The sequence below is a fragment of the Pseudoalteromonas sp. OANN1 genome (assembly GCF_024124685.1).
GTDB classification, from domain to species: domain Bacteria; phylum Pseudomonadota; class Gammaproteobacteria; order Enterobacterales; family Alteromonadaceae; genus Pseudoalteromonas; species Pseudoalteromonas piscicida.
This window is the reverse complement of record NZ_JAMXSE010000008.1, coordinates 155,061-176,011: the sequence shown is the minus strand read 5'-3', so window position 1 is coordinate 176,011 and position 20,951 is coordinate 155,061. Positions and strand designations below refer to the sequence as shown.

At 44.4% G+C, this 20,951-nt stretch carries 20 protein-coding genes; 15 read left to right on the top strand and 5 right to left on the bottom strand.

Annotated elements, in window-relative coordinates:
• Positions 1-3: 3 nt before the first annotated feature.
• The 6 genes from NH462_RS09570 to NH462_RS09545 all read left to right on the top strand — a co-directional run bounded on the left by NH462_RS09570 (position 4) and on the right by NH462_RS09545 (position 4,265).
• Entirely contained in the window at positions 4-1,740 is a 1,737-nt protein-coding gene (locus NH462_RS09570) for a polyamine aminopropyltransferase (RefSeq protein WP_290442392.1), read from the top strand.
• An 80-nt stretch (positions 1,741-1,820) separates the two neighbouring features.
• Positions 1,821-2,234, top strand: a complete 414-nt coding sequence (locus tag NH462_RS09565; RefSeq protein ID WP_010371994.1) for a DUF2170 family protein — start codon at positions 1,821-1,823, stop codon at positions 2,232-2,234.
• A gap of 15 nt (positions 2,235-2,249) precedes the next feature.
• On the top strand, positions 2,250-2,939 hold the full coding sequence (locus tag NH462_RS09560) for a PspA/IM30 family protein (protein ID WP_010371996.1): 690 nt from the start codon (positions 2,250-2,252) through the stop codon (positions 2,937-2,939).
• A gap of 65 nt (positions 2,940-3,004) precedes the next feature.
• Positions 3,005-3,643, top strand: a complete 639-nt coding sequence (locus tag NH462_RS09555) for a DUF4178 domain-containing protein (RefSeq protein WP_253105520.1) — start codon at positions 3,005-3,007, stop codon at positions 3,641-3,643.
• Positions 3,640-3,966 (top strand): hypothetical protein, encoded by a 327-nt coding sequence (locus NH462_RS09550; protein ID WP_010372000.1) that lies wholly within the window; start codon positions 3,640-3,642, stop codon positions 3,964-3,966. Before NH462_RS09555 ends, NH462_RS09550 begins: the two co-directional genes overlap by 4 nt.
• 68 nt (positions 3,967-4,034) lie before the next feature.
• A complete protein-coding gene (locus NH462_RS09545) occupies positions 4,035-4,265 on the top strand; it encodes a hypothetical protein (RefSeq protein WP_010372003.1) in 231 nt (76 codons plus the stop codon).
• A 115-nt stretch (positions 4,266-4,380) separates the two neighbouring features.
• Here NH462_RS09545 and NH462_RS09540 read toward each other — a convergent pair whose 3' ends face one another.
• The 5 genes from NH462_RS09540 to NH462_RS09520 form a co-directional block, all read right to left on the bottom strand.
• The gene (locus NH462_RS09540; RefSeq protein ID WP_010372006.1) at positions 4,381-4,860 is read right to left on the bottom strand and encodes an FKBP-type peptidyl-prolyl cis-trans isomerase; all 480 of its coding nucleotides are present in this window, start codon (positions 4,858-4,860) and stop codon (positions 4,381-4,383) included.
• Positions 4,847-7,276, bottom strand: coding sequence for an AAA family ATPase (locus NH462_RS09535; RefSeq protein WP_010372009.1), 2,430 nt, complete (start codon positions 7,274-7,276; stop codon positions 4,847-4,849). The genes NH462_RS09540 and NH462_RS09535 overlap by 14 nt, the downstream gene beginning before the upstream one ends.
• 71 nt (positions 7,277-7,347) lie before the next feature.
• Positions 7,348-7,806 carry a hypothetical protein gene (locus NH462_RS09530; RefSeq protein WP_010372012.1) on the bottom strand — a complete coding sequence of 153 codons (459 nt, stop codon included), beginning with the start codon at positions 7,804-7,806 and terminating at the stop codon, positions 7,348-7,350.
• 134 nt (positions 7,807-7,940) lie between these two features.
• Entirely contained in the window at positions 7,941-10,076 is a 2,136-nt protein-coding gene (locus NH462_RS09525) for a TonB-dependent receptor (protein WP_253105519.1), read from the bottom strand.
• A 180-nt stretch (positions 10,077-10,256) separates the two neighbouring features.
• Entirely contained in the window at positions 10,257-11,333 is a 1,077-nt protein-coding gene (locus tag NH462_RS09520; RefSeq protein ID WP_366033619.1) for a PepSY-associated TM helix domain-containing protein, read from the bottom strand.
• 248 nt (positions 11,334-11,581) lie between these two features.
• Between NH462_RS09520 and leuS the strand changes: the two genes are divergently transcribed.
• The 9 genes from leuS to NH462_RS09475 are packed head-to-tail and all read left to right on the top strand — an operon-like array spanning position 11,582 to position 20,930.
• A complete protein-coding gene (leuS, locus tag NH462_RS09515; protein ID WP_253105517.1) occupies positions 11,582-14,170 on the top strand; it encodes a leucine--tRNA ligase in 2,589 nt (862 codons plus the stop codon).
• Positions 14,154-14,666, top strand: a complete 513-nt coding sequence (gene lptE, locus NH462_RS09510) for an LPS assembly lipoprotein LptE (protein WP_017216350.1) — start codon at positions 14,154-14,156, stop codon at positions 14,664-14,666. Before leuS ends, lptE begins: the two co-directional genes overlap by 17 nt.
• Positions 14,666-15,709 carry a DNA polymerase III subunit delta gene (holA, locus tag NH462_RS09505; RefSeq protein ID WP_253105516.1) on the top strand — a complete coding sequence of 348 codons (1,044 nt, stop codon included), beginning with the start codon at positions 14,666-14,668 and terminating at the stop codon, positions 15,707-15,709. Before lptE ends, holA begins: the two co-directional genes overlap by 1 nt.
• A complete protein-coding gene (gene nadD / locus NH462_RS09500; protein ID WP_253105515.1) occupies positions 15,706-16,341 on the top strand; it encodes a nicotinate-nucleotide adenylyltransferase in 636 nt (211 codons plus the stop codon). Before holA ends, nadD begins: the two co-directional genes overlap by 4 nt.
• Positions 16,342-16,393: 52 nt before the next feature.
• A complete protein-coding gene (gene rsfS / locus NH462_RS09495; RefSeq protein WP_010372036.1) occupies positions 16,394-16,711 on the top strand; it encodes a ribosome silencing factor in 318 nt (105 codons plus the stop codon).
• A gap of 1 nt (position 16,712) precedes the next feature.
• A complete protein-coding gene (gene rlmH, locus NH462_RS09490) occupies positions 16,713-17,183 on the top strand; it encodes a 23S rRNA (pseudouridine(1915)-N(3))-methyltransferase RlmH (protein ID WP_010372039.1) in 471 nt (156 codons plus the stop codon).
• A gap of 2 nt (positions 17,184-17,185) precedes the next feature.
• Complete coding sequence (gene mrdA / locus NH462_RS09485) at positions 17,186-19,054, top strand: penicillin-binding protein 2 (RefSeq protein WP_017216355.1); 1,869 nt, start codon at positions 17,186-17,188, stop codon at positions 19,052-19,054.
• Positions 19,051-20,157: a rod shape-determining protein RodA gene (gene rodA / locus NH462_RS09480; protein WP_017216356.1), complete on the top strand. Its 1,107-nt coding sequence runs from the start codon at positions 19,051-19,053 to the stop codon at positions 20,155-20,157. The genes mrdA and rodA overlap by 4 nt, the downstream gene beginning before the upstream one ends.
• Entirely contained in the window at positions 20,157-20,930 is a 774-nt protein-coding gene (locus NH462_RS09475; protein ID WP_253105514.1) for a septal ring lytic transglycosylase RlpA family protein, read from the top strand. Before rodA ends, NH462_RS09475 begins: the two co-directional genes overlap by 1 nt.
• Positions 20,931-20,951 lie beyond the last annotated feature (21 nt).

The window sequence follows — 20,951 nt, the reverse complement described above, 5'->3', positions numbered from 1 at the left end:
CCCTTGAGCGCATCTGCACCACAAACTTCAGCAAGAGTGACCGGCAACTGGTCGTTGTTCGGTCACGACACCCTACTAATTGGCGTCATGGCTATTTTGGCCGGTTGCGGCCTAATCTACGAATATTTACTCTCTCATTATGCTGGTCGCGTTTTAGGCTCTGTAGAAAGCGCGATTTATGCCATGATAGGCACTATGATCGTGGCCATGGGCATTGGCGCATTTTTAGCACGCTGGTTTAAAGATCCTTTTACCGCTTTTGCTTGGCTTGAAAGCCTAATCGCGCTACTGGGCATGAGCAGTATTTTGGTGATCGCCAGTGTTATTGCACTTACCTATACCCTGCCCCATACACTTTCTAGCCTATACAGCCTGCCTCCCGATAGTGTCTTAGATGGAATGCCATTTGCGCAATTACAAGCATTTGCCCGATTTCTACCTTATGTTTTCGGCCTCATCCTAGGTATTTTAATCGGCATGGAAATTCCGCTGATCGCTAGGATCCGCCAACAAGTGTACGGTCGTTTCCTTGAAAATAACGCAGGTACCATTTATGGGGCGGATTATATCGGTGCTGGTGTTGGTGCTGCTATTTGGGTCACGATTATGCTTGCGTTGCCAATAATGCAAGCAGCAGCGTGGACTGCGCTATTTAATATCATTGCAGGACTTATCTTCCTATGGCGTTACCATGCTCATGTCCGCTTCGCTAAGCTGCTGTTTGCTTGCCACTTTGTTCTACTTGGTATCTTTTTTGTCATCCTGAGCCATGGCTCTCTTTGGATGAAGGACCTCAGCAATGTACTTTACAAAGACAAGGTGATCTATTCAGAGTCAACGAAGTATCAACATGTTGTCATCACTGAGCGATTGAGCCGCGCACAACCGATGCCAATTAACGATTTATTCTTAAATGGTCGATTACAGTTTTCATCTGTGGATGAACAGATCTATCACACTATGCTCGTATATCCTGCTATGCTGGCATCCAACCGTCGCGAAAAGGTGTTAATCATTGGTGGCGGAGATGGTCTGGCACTTCGAGATGTACTGGAATGGCCAGTAGAGAATGCAACCTTAATCGATTTGGATGGACAACTACTTTCATTATTTGGACTACAAGGGCAGCCTTACCCGGCTAGACCACATATCACCAGTCAATTAACTCATTTGAATGGCGACGCGTTAAACGACCCAAGAGCGACAGTTATCGTTGCAGATGCATTTTTAGAAGTAGAAAAAATGCTCGACCAAGGTAGACAGTTTGACACTATCATTATCGACTTACCCGACCCTAATCACCCTGATTTGAATAAGCTATATAGCGACTACTTTTATAATCATGTGCGTCAATTACTGGCACCCGATGGTGCACTCGCTATTCAGTCAACGTCTCCCTATCACGCCAAAAAAGCGTTTATTAGCATAGCCAAAACGGTAAAACATGCCGGGTTTACGCATGTTGAGCAATACCAACAGAATATTCCCTCATTTGGCCAATGGGGATGGACAATCGCAACGAGAGCAGGACAACCGGCAAGTGCTAGGATCCGGGCAGTCGAGTCTTTGCCTGTTCCAAGTAACTGGATAAATAAAGAGTATTTACTTGCTACTTTCGCTTTCCCAAATCGCTTTTTTGACGGAGCAAAAGATATTGAAGTCAACCAGTTAGGAACGGGGAGACTATACGATTATTATCGCCAAGCATGGCAAACAGAAGATGAGTTGTATAAAAATTAGCGCACGGCCATTGACATATTATGTCTTACGTGCAACTCTTAACTCAGACATAATATGTCAAAACAAAAAGGTAAATGAAGATGGAATTAAATGAACTATCAATCAAATTAGCATCATTTGAAACAGAAGGTGCTAACTTCGAATCTTTCTTAATCGCCAATGAAGGCGAGCAAGATGTATTGCAAGTGATTGTTGACGGAAATGACGAATTACCAATTTTTGTGACTCAGACTGAAGAACAACTTGTATGCATTAGTTACCTATTTAAAGAGAATGAGGTAAAGCCTGAGTTGCTAAACGAGTTAAACGAAGCACTATTAAAATTGAATGTGCCGATTCCGCTGAGTGCGTTTGCTAAAATTGATGAGCAGTATGCGATATTTGGTGCTCTAGCCGTTTCCTCCTCAATTGATGAGATCACGCACGAACTGGTCACCCTCGCGGACAATGCAATCGAAGCATTAGATGCAGTGACTGTGTATTTGAATGAATAATATTGGAGTTGTGAAATGAGTATTTTAAAGAAATTATTTACTGCTGTTCGTGGTGGCGCTAGAGAAGTTGGTGAGTCAATTGTTGATGCAAATGGCATTCGTATTTTTGAGCAAGAAATTGCTGACGCACAAAACGCATTAGCTAAAGCCAAAAAAAGCTTAACAGAAGTTATGGCGAAAGAGATGCAGACAAAACGCAAATTAGCTGCACTTGACGAAAGCATTATCGAGCATGAAAACTATGCTGGACAAGCGCTCGAAAAAGGTAACGAAGCTTTAGCGGTAGAAATCGCAGAGAAAATCGGTGAATTTGAAGTTGAGCGCGCAGAGCATCAGCAAGTGCTAGACGGCTTTAGTAAACATGTGATCCTGTTAAAACAGCAGATCAAAGAAGCTGAAAAAACGATTAAAGAAAACCAACGCCAGCTGACAATGGTGAAAACCACAGACAGCGTTCAAAAAGCAACCATGGCAGTAAACAGTACGCTAAATACCAATGCGTCATCTATGGTAAATGCACGTCAGTCGCTTGAGCGTATCAAGCAACGCCAGCAAGATAGGCAAGATCAACTGGCTGCGGCAAAAGAGCTTGAAGCCGCTGCAACGGGTGCAGATCTAAAAGCTAAAATGGCAGAAGCAGGTATTGGCTCTACGCAAAAGAGTAATGATATTCTTGAACGTATTAGAGCTAAACAAAGCAACTAATATTTGCTGATTAGAAAAAGGAGGCCTCGCCTCCTTTTTACCCTTTTTGATTATGTAGGTGCATTATGTTTGGCTTTTTTAAATCAAAAAAAACTCCTGAGCGACAACTTACTCATGCAAAAGATCTGAAAGTTGGGGACATGCTCACCATCATCGATTCGTTCGCTTACCCAAGCTGGCTCAAGGGACAAACCCTAAAAGTTGTTGGCGTACAAACTTACCAATTTGAGCGCAGCGCTGCATATGAATTTGTTCTCGAAAGTGATTCAGGTAACATTACTTTCTTGCAAATTGAACAAAGTGACGGTGAGGAATACGCGAATTTCTCTATCAAAATCCAAAGAGAAGATGTCGATGCTATTTTTACGCTTGATGAATTTGCGCGTATTTTCGATGAAGAAGCACTGACCCACATCAACACCCACACCACTCCAGAGATTTTCGAGCGATTTTTAGGCAAAAGCTATCAACAAAGTGAAGCGCCATACGTTTGCTATTTTTACGATAGTGATTATCGCGGTCGCACCTTGCCACGCTATCAAGATGAAAGTGGCGAAGTATGTGAAGTTATCGAGTTACTGAGTCCTGACGAAAAGTTCGCTATCAACATCGAGATCTGGGATGGGGGGGAAACTGACGTGTCACTAACTATGTGCCGCCCACTGAGCGATATTGTCGACTTATTTCCTGGAGCTAACTCGTGACCACAAGAGAAGACAAGTGGAAACGTCAAGAAGTCGCATTGAGGGCCACACAAATGGCCTTCGATTTAACCACGGAAGTACAAAAAAGTATTAAAAAACAGGCAATAGACGAAGAGCTAACGCCATCCGATATGATCAGAAAGATCCTTGATTTAGAAGTTAAATCGAAGAAAACTCGGCAACGCTTATCCTTCAATTTAACCGATGATGAAATCGCACTACTGGCAGAACGTTTTGGCGTTGCTCCCAACGACAAACGGGCTGTAAAGCAACAAGTCGCCAATATGCTACTCAGTCGCTACTCAGATAAAAGAAACAAGTGAGCAGTAATACTAGTCCATTAATTTTCCAACTATTTTAAATAGTTAAAGCTACAACCTAAGAGGGAACGATGACAGAAGCAGAGATTAAGAAAAGTATTGATAAACATAGTGTGAAACCACTTATTTTCGTAGTCATCATGATGTTACTAATAGCATTATTGAATAACTACTTATTGGAAGATGACCCATTATCTTCCAACCTATTAATTTTAGGAGCATTAGCTGCTGGCATACACATCTTCAAAAATGTCCTCTGTGACGTCCTTGTCACAAAATCAGCACAGGATGGCTCTAAATAACCTGAGCTTAAATAACATCATTTCTCTCTAGCAGTCCACCTTAACAATTGTAGCGACGGTTAATCACGCTTGGGCAAATAAAAATAGCTGCTAGAGCCTCATCGCTTTGAGATCATCACTCTACCGCGAGCAGCTCAACTTCAAACACTAACAACGAACCCGGTTCGATTTTACCTGCTGCGCGGTCACCATAGCCTAAGTCTGGACCAATCCAAAAGCGGTATTTATCCCCTTCGCTCATCAACTGCACACCTTCGGTCCAACCCGGGATCACTTGATTAAGTCCAAAGCTAATGGGTTGGTCACGCAGTACCGAGCTGTCGAATACGGAGCCATCAAGTAAAGTGCCATGATAATGCACTCTAACTTTGCTCGTTGCATTTGGCTGCTTGCCACCGTCAGTTTGAGTGATTATTTCGTACTGAAGACCTGAGTCAGTTTTATGTACCTCTGCGCGCTTTTCGTTTTCTTTCAAAAAGTCTGCCGCTTGAATTCGATTAAACTGCGCAAGCTGCTTTTGTTTCTGACCACCTCGAAAAAACACCACTGCAATCACCAGTGCAACGATAACGAGGATAATGTTAGTTGTCGTCATGGCTTTCTTCTCCTTTGTCGTCATCGCCGTTTACTACTTTTGCAATACGTTCAAGTTTCGCCATTGCAACTGCATTGATACTGTTTTCGGGATAGCCTTCATCACTTAGCGCCCCTGCTGGTCTATCCATTAACAAGCTAAGCGCTTCATCTACTGTGGCAACGGCGTAGACATGGAATAAGCCTTTTTCAACAGCCGCAATCACTTCATCATCTAAAACTAAGTTGACCTTGTTAGATTCAGGGACAATCACCCCTTGCTTACCTGTGAGGCCTCGCATTTTGCAGAGTTTAAAGAAGCCTTCGATTTTTTCGTTTACACCACCAATGGCTTGTACTTCACCGTGTTGGTTTATTGAGCCTGTGAGCGCTAAAGATTGATCTACGGGTAGTTGCGTCACCGCCGATAGCAGCGCACAAAGTTCTGCAAGTGATGCGCTATCACCGTCAATAAAACCATAATTTTGTTCAATGGCGATATTTGCGCTAAGTGTCAGGCTAAAGTCTTGCGCATACTTATTACCTAGGTAACCCGTAAGCAGCATCACGCCTTTTGAGTGAATTGACTTACCTAAATCTACCTCACGTTCAACGTCAATCACCCCGTCAGCACCCGCGTATACCGTAGAGGTAATACGCGCAGGCGTACCAAATGCGGTGTCACCAATATGCAGTACCGTCAGGCCATTTACCTTACCAATTGCGGTGCCTTCAGTTGCAATCAAAGTATGCCCTTCTTGAATATCGCTGAGCATGTTTTCACTCAACTGCCCAGTCCGATATTCTTTTCCAGCTATCGCTTCATCGATGTGATTAGCGGCTATTTGGTTTACGCCATCTTGCTTGGCATAAAAACTGGCTTCTGCCACCAGCTCCAAAACATCAGCAAAGCGCGCCGAAAGCTTACTGTGGTGCTCCGCTTGGCGATAGCTAAATTTAAGCATACGCGCCAGCGCCGCTGAGCTAAGCTCAATCTTCAAGGTATCATTACAGTATTCCATCACCTTAGTGATAAATTGATACTGCATTTTGTCCGAGCTTGGTAAATAGTAATCAAAATCGGCCAGCACTCTAAATAGTTCTGCAAACTCTTCATCGTACTCACCTATGGTGTAATATAGATCTCTCGAACCCAAAAGAATAATTTTGACATCCAATGGAATTAACTGCGGCTTTAAGGTAAAGCTGCTGCCCACCGAATTGTCTTGATACGGTAGGTCATTTTTAATTTGGTGGGTTTTTAACGACAGTTTAAGGCCATCCCACACTTGCGCGTTAGCCATGACCTTTTCAGCATCCATGATCAGATAACCGCCATTGGCGCGGTGCAATGCACCGGCTTGAATAGAGCGATAGCTGGTGATCAAATTACCTTGAGAGGTTGCATATTCCACCTTACCAAAAATATTACCAAAGGTCGGATTTGGCTCATACACCACAGGCGCAGGGTCGTCCTCTTTAAACTCAACCAGAATATTGGGCGCAAAAAAGTCCGTGAGCATTCCCTTTGAGTCAAAGTCATCTTTGTTTTCGTCGCTGTTGCTACTATCGTCGTCTAGCCAATCTAATACCGCATCGACAATTTCAACCTTCAGATCTTTAAGATAACGCAGCACGCCAATGTGTGCGGCATACTTATGCTCAAGTGCTTTTAATAGCGGTTTGGTCGCCACTTCGATGGTAGTTTTTTTAAGATTACGTAAGCGCTCAGAAGATTCACGCTTCCATCTTGGCAGCTCAATAAGCGATTCGATTAGGGCATCTTCTAATGTTTCTATTGCGGTTAAAAAGTGTGCCTGAACATGCTCGTCCAGAGCCGAAAACTCCGTATCACTGAGCTGCTTACCATCGACCACAGGAGCAAAGCCAACAGTCCCCGTATCTTCTATCAGTGCAACGCTCATATTCATAGCTTGCTGCTCAACAGCGGTGATCGCAGCATCGTATTTTTGTTCGAATTCTTTATCTAGCGACTTTTTCTTGCGTTGATAACCCGGATTGTCAAAAGCTGCAGGAAAAGTATCTAAGATCTCATCAATAAAGGCGTCAATATCGGCCTCAAGCTGCTTACTTTCACCCGCCTGCATAAATAGCGCGATAGGCTCGCGGTGGTCGTCGTAGTTGTTGACGTACAACCATTCTTTAGGCGTTGGCTTAGTTTTACTGTGTGCCTCAAGCTTGTCTTTTACCATGGTAAAACGACCCAGCGCCGCTTCTCCCATGACATACACATTATAACCAGGAAGCTCCATTCCCAAAGCAAAGTCTAGCGCGGTTTGAGCGCGCTGCTGGCCAATAAACGGTAGTGCTTCTGGATAAGGGTTTTGGATACAATTTTCTATGTGAGTCAACGAAACTGATGGCGCGAGCTGACTCGCAGGCAGTGCTTTTTCACACGACAATTTAGATTTGGTCATTCTAACTTCTTTGTATTATTCGCATACGTTAGTCTACTCAGCTTGGTGCTTCCAAGCTGAGCGCCCACACTTTAGGGCGCTAATGCTTTTCTAGTATATTCCCCATGCCCGCACTCGCTGCAAGCTGGGATCTTGATGGCATAATAAACATCTAATTTATAGCCACAATTCTTACACACTAATTGTCCCAAAGCTATCCATTCACCTTCTTTATAAATGCCTTGGTGTTCAAAATCTTTTAAAAGTGCGGACCACTCAAGTTGAGTTCTATCTTCTAATTGGGATATTTCGAATAAGATGTTGGCTTTGAGTTCACTCCAAGCCGCTTCATCGTAGAAGGTTTTGTTTTCGAGAAGATGTTCCAAGTCACGTTTTAGATAGTAACTATAATCATCATAGGTTTGTTTGGTGTAGTCTTTCAGTGCGCTCTGCGCTTCCCAGAATCGCTTAGATAAATCGTCAATTTCATGTTCTTTGACGTCTTTGAGCCAATCGGAAAATTGATCCAGCCATTTTTGATAATCCGCCATTGCTACACTCCTGTTTCGCCAATAGATTAAGTGTAGACCAGATATACCATTCATTGTATTAGGGTTTGCTGAACTTGGTGCTCAGCAAACCCATTTGACTTCAGATTATGAAGCCAAAAGTCATTGCTATTAGCTTAGAAACGATACTTCACGCCAACCGTTGCTGTTGTACCAAGGCCTTTAATATTGTAGCCACCGTACGTATAGGCTTGTGCGCGAGCTGGGAAGTAGTCTGAGTTAAATAGGTTCTCAATACCAACAAATGCTTGCCAACTTTGGTCGAATTGATATTGACCACTAAAGTTAACCACGTTGTAGCTGTCAATTGGACCTTGATCGCCAACATAGTTGCCTTTATCGTTCCGCTCAAAACGTTTACGGTCGCCCACATGTAACCAGCTTAACGTCATCGATAGCGCATCAACTGGCTGCCAGTTTAGGTTTGCCGTAAGCTTTGGTGGGCTAATTTGTCTAGAGCCAAGATAAGTATCGGCTTCGGTATCTTTACCCTCTACATAGCTATATGTCGCAATGAGTTTTAGCGAGTCGTTGATCTTGTAATCGACAAGTGCCTCATAGCCCCATATTTTTTGTGGTGCTCGAACAGGCTCATAAACTCCGGTTACTTCATTGAATTTATTCGTTGTGCCAAACTCAGACGTACTTCTATATGCCGCAAATTCAAATCGTAACGTCTCAAATTGAGAGTTAAAACCGATTTCGTAGTTATCAACAATCGATGCTTCTGTTTGAATTTGACCTATGTCTTCTACCGTTGCACTGCGCAGCAGACGGCCAATATCGGAGATATCAGAGCCCTGCGAGTAACTGGCGAATGGGCTGAACTTTTCATTCGCGTTATATTTAATACCCACATTGTAAGTTGTGGCATCATAGTCAATGGTGTCGCCTTTCACGTTAAGTGGCACAGAGCACTGATCCGCTGAACGGCAAAGTTTTAGTGTTTGGTAATCAGCTACCGCAAGATCAATGCTTTCTTGTCTCACTCCCGCTTTTAACACTAGGTCATCCGCAACAATCCACTTGGTCTGTAGGTAACCTGCGATGCTTTCCATGTCCATTTCTGGCACCCAAATACGACCATCGACAAGTGGCTGTGAGGTCACATCATTCAACGCATCGATACCATAAATGAAGGTAGCTTGGACATTGTCAAAATCAACCAAGGTATTAAATGTCGCACGCGCGCCCTTTTTTTCAGAGCGGATGATAGATTGACCGCCAGTGTATCCTTCATCAGGGTTTGCTAAGCTTGGAGAGAAGAAGAACACGTTCTCAATGTCTTGCATATACGCATCAAGCGTCATTTGTGTATTAGCAAAAACTTCTATATCGGTGTATTTCAAAGTAATGTTTTCATTACCTTCTGGCCCTTGAGGCTTACCTTGTTTTTGCTGAGCTGGTGGCACGTGAATAGCGTAAGATTTTTCACCTAAATTGATGTTACCAAACACATCACCTAGGTCAGTTTTTTGCTGAGAACTGTAGAAGTTGTAGCTAAATTGCAGTTGCTTGTCTTCATCAAAGTCATAGCCAAGCTTAGTAAAATAGTTTTCTGTCACAGTATCCGACAGACCATACTGTAAACCCAGAATATCACCTTCAGCATCACGCTGAACACCATTTTCTTCATAGCTTGCCGTGACTAAATAACTAAATTGGTCAACGCGGCCATTAACCGCGCCCGCAATTCGAGCACCGGCGCTCTCTGCAAGCTTTACTGCGCTAAAGCGGCTAGATAGGCTAATTTCACCTTCTGGTTTGCCATCGCTTTTGGCCTGCTTGGTGATGTAGTTAATGATCCCGCCTGAAGCACCATTGCCATAAATTGAGGTTGCCCCTTTGATCACTTCTATACGGGCGATGGCACTTGGATCGAGTGTTTTTACACCTAAAGAACCATTTCGTAGTGGTGTAGACTGAGGTACACCATCAATCATCACCAGTGGTGCACGTCCACGCAACGATTGCCCAGTATTACTTGAACTACCCGTATCCGGAGCAAGACCAGGAACAATTTGAGATAACAAACTTTGTAGTTCTGGATTTACTTTTAAATGATCTTCGATTTGTTTTTGATTAATAATCGTAATAGAGGCAGGCACTTCATCGATGCTTTCAAACACACGACTGCCCGAGACCACGATATGCTCCATATCTGCAGCTTGAAGATCTTTAACATTGGTATCGTCTGCAATGGCTGCTGCGCTAACAGCCAACGCTACCATACTGAGAGTAGTTTTTAACATGGTTATCCTTGCTGGATTTAGAATAATAATGATGTAAAAAGCGGCAATATAATATTGGCAAACCTCAGTAAAAACAAGGCAAATGTGAATAATTTGCATTACCCTTTACTGAAAAATTATCCTACTCTGCACCACTTTTTGCAATTATATCTACATAACAGTAACTTAGAGTGAAGTTAATTACCTCTTCCTGCGATGGCGTTGTAACCAAAAATACAGGCCGGATACCGTGAAAAAGGTCGGAGCTAAGGCAAGTATTAACCAGACAAATTGCACGATGGGTCCTGCAAAATCACCAATATGAAACTTGTACTTAAAGTTCCAAACTTGCGTAGCGACTCCCGCTTTTGACGCATCATATTGCGCTACAACCTCACTATTATAAGGGTTTACCCAAACCCAGCTATAGGCATGACTTTCGCCTGGATTTTGAACTCTGAAAGCGATGCTGTCGGACGCTTTGTCAGGCATATAAATACGGAACAGCTGACTGTCTGGGAAGGTGGTTTTTGCGCGTGTTGTAGCGCTATTTAAATCATAGGGTAAGCCGTGAAAATTAACCGCAATAGTGGGCGGTTTTGGTCTTGCTTCGACCTCATCAAAGCTTAACCACTCAACCACAGCCTTAGTTTGCGGCTGCCAGTTAAACGCCATACCACTGAAGGCAATGAGCAGGATAGGTAAAAGCAAATATACACCCAATACGGTGTGTAACTGATAAAGCAGGATCCTTAGTTTAGCCTTTGGTTTTATCACTAGCCGTTTCAAACGATTTTTAGGCTTTACCCAAAGATAAAAACCCAGCACTAGCTCAATAATAAGTACAAGTGCACAAATAGATACCCAATCTCTAAGCGGCTTTTTGTTGTCAGCATCTTCAAACAACAACCAACGATGTAGCGCCATCGTATAACCGTATAGCGTAGAGTAATACTCGTAGCGATGAAGGATCTTGCCACTGTAGGGGTTAACGCTGACATAATCACCGCTAGACAACTTCAGTTGCCACGCCAAATCCGGTTGCTGCTCAGGCATAAACAGTGAAACTTTTTCAGCGGTTGTAGATTCAACTGAGGTGACTATTTGCTCTACCCCAAGAGGCTTAGACTGCGGCTCAACTCGCCACAACTGAGGCTGGGTAAGGTATTGAATATCTTTGGCGTATATAAGCAGTGCCCCAGTTAAGCTTAAGCAAATAATAAATGCACCAACCACTAGCGCCATTACTAGGTGAGCACGGCGTAACCACAATTTTATCAAGGGAATTCTCAAACTTCTTTCGATATTTAGCAATAGTAAGTGATAATAACTCTTACTTGCAACAGCACAAAATTTACGCTTTTACCGCTGCTGGTCTTCGCGTAGTTTATCTCCACTTCAACACGCTCTTTCGTCCGCGACAATCGACTAAAATAATTCCACTCTAGGTGCTGTGATTGCTGGCCAATTTCGGGTATGCTATCGAGCAATTTTCTATTAATTTTGCCAGATGTTTGGAAACCTAGATGCAAGAGCAATATAACCCGCAAGATATCGAAGCCAAAGTACAGTCGTACTGGGAAGAAAACAATACCTTCAAAGTTGTCGAAGACGAAAGTAAAGAGAAGTACTACTGTCTCTCAATGTTCCCATATCCAAGTGGTCGCCTCCACATGGGTCACGTACGTAACTACACCATTGGTGATGTGGTTTCTCGTTTCCAACGCCTACAAGGCAAAAACGTTATGCAACCTATGGGTTGGGATGCGTTTGGTCTTCCAGCTGAAAACGCAGCAATTAAAAATAATACTGCACCGGCGAAATGGACCTACGAAAATATCGACTACATGCGCAACCAGCTTAAGTTACTTGGTTTTGGTTACGACTGGGATCGTGAAATCGCGACTTGTCACCCTGAATATTACAAGTGGGAACAGTGGTTCTTCACTAAGCTTTACGAAAAAGGCTTAGTATACAAAAAGATGTCAACGGTAAACTGGGATCCAGTTGACCAAACGGTACTGGCAAATGAACAGGTAATTGACGGCCGTGGTTGGCGCTCTGGTGCCATTGTCGAACAAAAAGAAATTCCACAATGGTTCATTAAGATCACTGATTATGCCCAAGAGTTACTGGATGACTTAGACAAGCTTGACCACTGGCCTGAGCAAGTTAAAACCATGCAGCGTAACTGGATTGGTCGCTCAGAAGGCGTTGAAATCGATTTTAAACGTGCCGACAACGACGAAAGTTTCACCGTATACACCACCCGCCCAGATACCTTTATGGGTGTGACTTATGTAGCGGTTGCGGCAGGCCACCCGATCGCTCAGGAAGCGGCGAAAAACAGCGATGCAATCTCTCGCTTTGTTGAAGAGTGCAAAAACACCAAAGTTGCCGAAGCGGATATGGCAACAATGGAGAAAAAAGGCATCGCAACTGGCTTTACAGCTATCCACCCACTCACAGGACAAGAAGTGCCAATTTGGGTGGCTAACTTTGTACTAATGGATTACGGCTCAGGTGCCGTGATGGCAGTACCGGGTCACGACCAACGTGACTATGAGTTTGCAACCGCTTATGGTCTTGAGATCAAACAAGTTATTCAACCTCTAGCCGGCGCAGAAGTAGAAGCTAATCTGGCTGAAGCGGCATTTACCGAAAAAGGTACGCTTATAAACTCTGGCGAGTTCGATGGCCTAGACTTTGAAGGCGCATTTAACGCCATCGCGACTAAACTAGAATCACTTGGCGTAGGTAAACGTAAAGTAAACTTCCGTCTTCGCGATTGGGGTGTAAGCCGCCAGCGTTACTGGGGTTCGCCAATCCCAATGTTAAACAAAGAAGATGGTTCTGAGCTTGCTGCACCTGAAGACATGCTCCCTGTTCGTCTACCTGAAGACGTAGTCATGAATGGAGTAACTTCACCGATTAAAGCAGATCCAGAATGGGCAAAAGCAACAATGAATGGTGAAGCGGTATTCCACGAAACCGATACATTCGACACCTTTATGGAATCATCTTGGTACTATGCACGTTACTGTAGCCCACGCTACGATGAAGGTATGCTTGAACCAGGTGCTGCAAACTACTGGCTACCAGTAAACCAATATATTGGTGGTATTGAGCACGCTATCTTGCACTTGTTGTACTCGCGCTTCTTCCACAAGTTGCTACGTGATTTCGGTTTAGTAAACTCTGATGAGCCATTTGAGCGTCTACTGTGTCAAGGCATGGTACTTGCGGACACTTACTACCGCAAAGACGAGAAAGGCGGCGATATTTGGATCGCACCAACTGACGTATTAACAGAGACTGACGACAAAGGCCGCATCACTAAAGCGTGGCATAAAGAAGACGGCGAGCCGGTATTCTCTGCAGGCATGAGCAAAATGTCTAAGTCGAAGAACAATGGTATTGACCCGCAAACGGTTATCAAGCAATACGGCGCTGACACGGTTCGCTTATTCATGATGTTTACGGCTCCACCAGAGCAAACGCTTGAATGGTCTGACTCAGGCGTTGAAGGTGCGCACCGTTTCCTTCGTCGTATTTGGAAATACGCGGTTGACGTAAAGCAAGCAGGCACTGCCGAGCTTGATTTAAGCAAACTAAATGCAGCGCAAAAGACACTACGTCGCGATATCCACAAAGCCATTGCAAAAGTGACAGACGATATCGAACGCCGTCAAACGTTCAACACGGCAATTGCGGCGGTGATGGAGCTTTCAAACAAGCTTATCAAAGCGCCACTGAGCGATGAGCAGGACATTGCACTAGCAAACGAAGCGCTAGAAGCCATGGTGATCATGCTGGCGCCTATCACACCGCACATGTGTCACGAATTATGGGCTGAGCTAGGCAAAGCTGGCGATATCCTTGATGCGGCATGGCCTGTTGTTGACCAAAGTGCGCTCGTTGAAGATGAAAAGCTTATCGTTGTACAAGTCAACGGTAAACTGCGCTCTAAAATCACCGTGGCGGCAGATGCAACGCAAGAACAAGTTGAAGCGATTGCATTTAGCGAAGAAAACGTCACTAAGTTTACTGACGGCAAGACCATCCGTAAGGTGATCTATGTTCCTGGTAAGCTACTTAATGTGGTTGCAAACTAAGATGCGTAGCCTATTTTGGCACACCAGCAAGCTAGCAGTTTTGCTAGCTTGCTTGTTCGTGGCGAGCTGTGGTTTTCACCTCAAGCAAGCCTCTTATCTGCCTGACGATCTAAAAGAAATCACCTTAAGCGGTGACGACAAGCGTTCAGCCTTGTTTGAACAGCTACAGTCCGATCTTCAGCGCGCTCAGGTATCCCTTACGCCAAAAAATACCAAACAAGCCGCTGAGTTGTACTTGTACAATGACTCACTAGAACGTCAAACACTCAGTTTGTTCAAAAATGGTCAAGTTGCTCAGTATGAACTGGCATATCGCGTGTCATACCGTTTGAGTCGTCCGGGCCAAGAACCCGTTAAACAAATGTTCGAGCTGTATCGCAACTATCAGGACGACCCAGACAATGCATTAGCAAAAGCAAAAGAGCTTGAGCTGATCCTAACCGAGATGCGTCGTCTTGCAAGCCAACGTATTATTCGAGAGTTGTCGCAACTGTAATGCGTTGTTATGCCAATCAACTCTCCAATTACCTAAATAAAGGGCTTGCGCCTTTTTATCTGGTCTTTGGTGAAGAACCCTTTCAGCAAGGCGAATGTGCACTTGCCATACGAACCGCAGCTAAGCAACAAGGCTTTGACGAAGTCATTAAATTTGCTCTACTTCCGGGATTTGACTGGCAAGAGCTCAGTGCGCAGTACAACAGTATGTCTTTGTTCAGTGCGCGTACGCTCATCGAGTTCGACTTTAACGAGCAAAAAGTTCCTACCCAAGGTGTTGCAGTTTTGAAGTCTTTGGCCGAACAGGTCAATCCAGATGTCGTTGTTATTTTTAAAGGGCTGGGCGCAGGTCAAGACATTCAACGCACTGCTTGGTTCAAAGCATTAGAGCCTAAAGGCCTGTTTGTCCCTAGCTATGCGTTAGCGGGCCGTCATCTTGAACGTTGGTTTGATGATGAATGTAAGCGGCTGAAGCTGTCGGTGTCTCCACAAGGCAAGCGCGCCCTCCTCGTCGCCACAGAAGGCAACTTGCTTGCAACGCATCAGGAGCTCGAAAAGCTCTCCTTACTATTTGGTAAAAACCCGGTTGATGAACAGCAATTGCTGAGCGGCTTATTAAATCAATCTAAGTTCGATATCTTTGATTTAAATACCGGATTGCTAAGTGGCAACCCTAAACAAATCATCAAAGTATTGAATAAGCTCGCAAGCGATAATGTAGAGCCCGCGAGTATTCTCTGGACCTTGCAAAACCAAGCTCGCACCCTACTAGGTGTTAAAACCTTGTGGCAAACCGGCACTACCCTTGCGGATGCCTATAAAAAGCATAATGTCTGGAAAAATCAGCAAACCATCACGCAGCAAGCGTTAGATAGATTAACGCTAGAGCAGATGAAACAGTTGCTTTGTATGATGGCAGACTTTGATACCGCATATAAAGAAGCCAGGCTCACTGCGCCATATCAAGCTCTAGCACACATCGCGCTGGCCTTTGCTACACCTATCACGATGCCGCTACCAATTAGCCAGAGTGAGCATGTATGATAGCTTTGTTTGGTGGTACTTTTGATCCTCCACATTTAGGTCATTTAAATATGGCGATGCGCTGCGTCGACGAGTTAAGTCTGGCTGAGTTAAAGTTTTTACCTTGTGCCATACCGGTTCATAAGCAAAAGCCCAGCATCAGTGACGAGCATCGCCTAGCGATGGTTGCAAATTTGCTATCAGGGCAACAAAAACTGGTTATTGATAGACGTGAGCTTGACCGACAAGGACCCTCTTACAGCCTGCTAACCCTGCAAGAACTACGTAACGAATATCAGGACCAGCCGATTTTATTTTTAATGGGTATGGACTCATTTAATAGTCTGCACACTTGGTATCAATGGCAAGAAATCACAAAGCTGTGCCATCTTGTGGTGTATCAACGCCCAAAAGAACATTGCTCACCAGATGCTAAAGTCTCGGCTTATTTAGCCAAAGCACGCACAGATAACTTAAATAAGCTCCAAACCACCAAGGCTGGACATTGCTATTTCCTTCACGGTGAGCAAAAAGACATTGCATCGAGTACAATAAGAGCTGCAATTGCACAGCATGACAAAGAATATTTGGAACATTGGCTGCCTGCTTCTGTCATAGATTATATAAATAGCCATGGCTTGTATGCTGATTAACCCTATAAAGCATGTTAAAATCGCCGATTATTTGAAATACAGAGACAAAAACTTGGATTCACAACAGTTATTAGATTTCGCGCTAGACAAAGTAGATGATATGAAAGCGCGTGATATTGTTAAGCTCGACGTTCGCGAAACTTCTTCAATCACCGATTACTTAGTGATCTGTACAGGCACCTCAAAACGCCATGTACAATCGATTGCCGATCATGTCGCAAAAGAAGCACGTCATGCTGGAGAAACACCAATTGGCCAAGAAGGTCAAGACGTTGGTGAGTGGGTATTGGTTGATTTGGGTGACGTTGTTGTACACGTAATGCAAGACCAAACCCGTGATTTTTATGACCTAGAAAAGCTGTGGGGCTAATGTGAAGATCCAACTCATTGCAGTAGGTACCAAAATGCCGAAGTGGGTTGAAACTGGCTTCACCGAATATCAAAGACGCTTTCCCAAAGATATGCCCCTGGAGTTAATTGAAATTAGCGCTGGCAAACGGGGGAAAAACGCAGATATTAAACGCATTTTGCAACAAGAAGGTGAAAAAACCTTAGCCGCTATTCCAAAAGGCAATCGCATCGTAACCTTAGAAGTGACTGGCAAGCCATGGGATACACACCAACTTGCGAGCAATATGGAAAAGTGGCAGTTGGACGGTCGTGATGTTAGCTTACTGATTGGCGGCCCTGAAGGGCTTGCACCAGAATGTATTGCTGCGGCTGAACAAAAATGGTCATTATCAAACTTAACCCTACCCCACCCTTTGGTGCGTATAGTGGTTGCCGAGAGCTTGTATCGCGGCTGGAGTTTAAATAACAATCACCCTTACCACAGAGAATAATAATGATAAAAAAACGGCCGACGATTAGGGATCATTCTGCCGAGGCTAACCTCTTTGCGAGACGGGCCTTTGTCGGCTTTGTTTTTGTCGTTATTATTGTTGGGATCTTGTTTCACAATGTCTACAAGCTTCAGGTAACCGAGCACGAGACCTATCGCACCCGCTCCAACGATAACCGTATTAAAGTCATTCCGGTCGCCCCTAATCGTGGTCTGATTTACGACCGCAATGGTGTCTTGCTCGCCGAAAACCGCCCTGTTTACAACCTTGAAGTGATCCCAGAAGATGTCGAAGATCTCGAAGCATCATTAGCTTCTGTACGTCAACTCATCGAAATTTCTGAGCAAGAAGTAGAAGATTTCAAAAAGGAAATCAAGCATAACCGTCGCTTCAAAAGCCAAGTATTAAAGGGTCGTCTGAATGAAGAAGAAGTTGCGATCCTTTCGGTTAACCAACACCGCCTGCCAGGCTTTAGTGTTGAAGCGCGCTTATCCCGTTATTATCCTTATGGCGATACCCTCACACACGCCCTTGGCTATGTCGCAAAGCTCAATAAAGAGGAACTCTTTGACCTCGAACTAGCAGGCAAAGACACTAACTATCGTGCCACCCATGATATCGGTAAGCTCGGCGTCGAGAAGTTTTATGAAGAACAGCTACACGGTATTGTGGGCTCTCGCCGCGTCGAGGTGAATAATCGCGGCCGTATCATTCGCACGCTAAGCATGGAAACGCCACAACCAGGTAAAGACTTGGTACTAACGCTTGATATCGGCTTGCAGCAAATCGTCCAACATGTACTAAAAGACACCCGAGGCGCGATCATCGTTATGGATCCACGCGATGGCGGAATTTTAGCGCTCTATTCTAACCCAAGTTACGACCCGAATCTGTTCGTTCACGGGATCAGCGGCAAAGATTACCGAGCCTTACTCAACCCAGACAGACCACTTATCAACCGTGCAACTCAAGGCCGTTATGCACCGGCTTCCACAGTGAAACCTCATCTCGCTGTGCTTGCGCTGGAAGAAGGTGTTGTCACCGAAACAACCAAAATTTGGGATCCCGGTTTTTTTCAAATTCCCAATGTAAAACATAAATGGCGTGACTGGCGTCCTTGGGGTCATGAGCATGTTGATGTGTATAAGGCTATTGAGCAGTCTTGTGATACCTATTTTTACGAAACCGCATATAAACTCGGCATAACCAAAATTAGCGACTTTATGAACCAGTTTGGCTTTGGTGAACTTTCGGGTATCGATATTCATGAAGAAACCTCCGCCATTTTGCCATCCGTTGAATGGAAAAGAGAACGTTTTAAAGAGTCGTGGTACCCGGGAGATACGATTTCTGTTGGGATAGGACAAGGCTACTGGACTGCCACGCCAATGCAAATAGCGAACTCACTGAGCATTTTGGTCAATAAAGGTATTCACCGCCAGCCGCACTTAGTACAAATTTCTAAGCAAGACACTGAAGTAGAACAATTATTTACGGAAGAAAAACCACCCGTTGTGTTGAAAAACCCTTATCACTGGGATATTGCATTAAAAGCCATGCACAACACAGTAAAAATAGGTACCGCAAAAAGCGCATTTAAGGGCGTGACCTATGACCACGCAGGTAAAACAGGTACCGCGCAAGTTGTCAGCATTGCTCAGGGCGAAAGATACGATGCCAAAAAGCTAAAAGAAAAACACAGAGACAATGGTATCTACGTAGGTTTTGCACCTTTTGATGACCCTCAAATTGTTATCACTGTGGTTGTCGAAAACCAAGGTGGAGGTAGTGCTATCGCAGCGCCAATGGCACGACAAGTGATGGATTATTACTTTTCAGCCTACCCGCTTGAGAAGGAGCAACAGCAATGAGCCCGCTGAATAAGCCGCGTTCGCTATTTGAAAAAGTTCATATCGACCTACCGTTATTTGCCGCCTTGATCACTATGATGATTGGTAGTCTCGCGATTGTGTATAGTGCTAGTGGACAAGATATGGGCATGATGATGCGCCACGGCACACGCATGTTTGGTGCATTAGTTGCCATGCTATTTATGGCGCAGTTTTCTCCCAATACACTTAAGCGTGTGGCAATTCCGGTTTACCTCTTAGGTCTTGGCATGCTCGTCGCCGTGCTGTTTTTTGGAGTCAGTAGTAAAGGGGCTCAGCGCTGGCTCGACTTAGGTGTTACCCGCTTTCAACCTTCTGAAATAATGAAGCTAGCAGTACCCATGACAGTCGCTTGGTTTATTGGCCGCTCTCACTTACCTCCTAGTATTTTGAATTTAACAATCGGCTTTGTGATTGTGTTAGTGCCAACTATCCTGATCAAAGAGCAACCCGACTTGGGTACTTCTATCTTAATCGCCAGCTCTGGTATTTTTGCGCTCTTTTTAGCTGGGTTAAGTTGGCGTTTAATCGGTTCTGGTTTGTTACTCGCGGTCCCCGGTGGCTATGCGTTTTGGCATTACGGAATGCATGCCTATCAAAAGCAGCGTGTACTAACCTTTTTAGATCCAGAAAGCGACCCGCTGGGCTCTGGTTACCATATTATCCAATCGAAAATTGCGATAGGTTCCGGTGGCGTTGAAGGCAAAGGCTGGCTGCATGGAACGCAATCTCAATTAGAATTTTTACCCGAGCGCCATACCGACTTTATCTTCTCGGTGCTGAGCGAAGAATTTGGCTTGTTGGGTGTCACTATTTTACTCAGCTTGTATCTTTTTATAATTGGTCGTGGATTGTATATCGCAGTGCAAGCACAAGACGCTTTCAGTAAACTGCTTGCGGGAGCACTGACGTTGACCTTCTTTGTCTATGTCTTTGTAAATATTGGAATGGTTTCTGGTCTTTTGCCAGTAGTAGGTGTACCACTGCCCCTAATTAGCTATGGTGGCACATCGATGGTGACCTTAATGGCCGGTTTTGGCATTATTATGGCAATCGCAACAGATAAGAGGATGTTGTTAAAATAATGACAGTTCGTATTACCCTAATTTCAAAACTGGTTTTAGTATTGGCCCTGTTAAGCGTGCTCAGCGCTTGTGGTAGCCGTTATCATATTCGTCATGATAAAGCGCCACTGCGCGAACCTACCGAACTGGAAATGCAAGATGCCATTGTCACCAACGAGAAAAAGAGCGTGAGTGCCAATCGCCCTTACACAGTTCTTGGGAAACGTTACACACCAATCTCAGACGAACATGGGTATCAACAACAAGGCATTGCCTCGTGGTATGGCCGTAAATTCCACGGCTACCACACCTCCAATGGTGAAATTTTTAATATGTTCGATATGACAGCGGCACATAAAACGCTGCCACTCCCTAGCTTCGCTAAAGTAACAAACTTAGACAACGGACGCTCTGCCATCGTTAGGATTAACGACCGAGGTCCATTCCACGACGATAGATTAATCGACCTATCTTACGCAGCAGCCTATAAACTAGGCTATCACCTTCAGGGTACAGCGCGCGTTAAGGTCGAAGCCATTACTCTATCGCGCGAGTCTCCAAGGCTAACCTATGTACAAGTTGCTGCTGGCAGTAAACTTGAGAACATACAGTTATTAGCAGGTCAGTTAAAACAAGAATTCGGGTTAGGTACACCCATCACGTTTGAAAACAACCTGTACAAGCTTAGAGTCGGCCCAATTACCGACGACAATCAAGCACAATCTTTACTAAAAACCTTACAACAAGGTCAATTTAGTCGTGCTTTCTTGCTTTACAGTGAGCAGGAACTTTAGAATAACCGCAATGAATGCCGA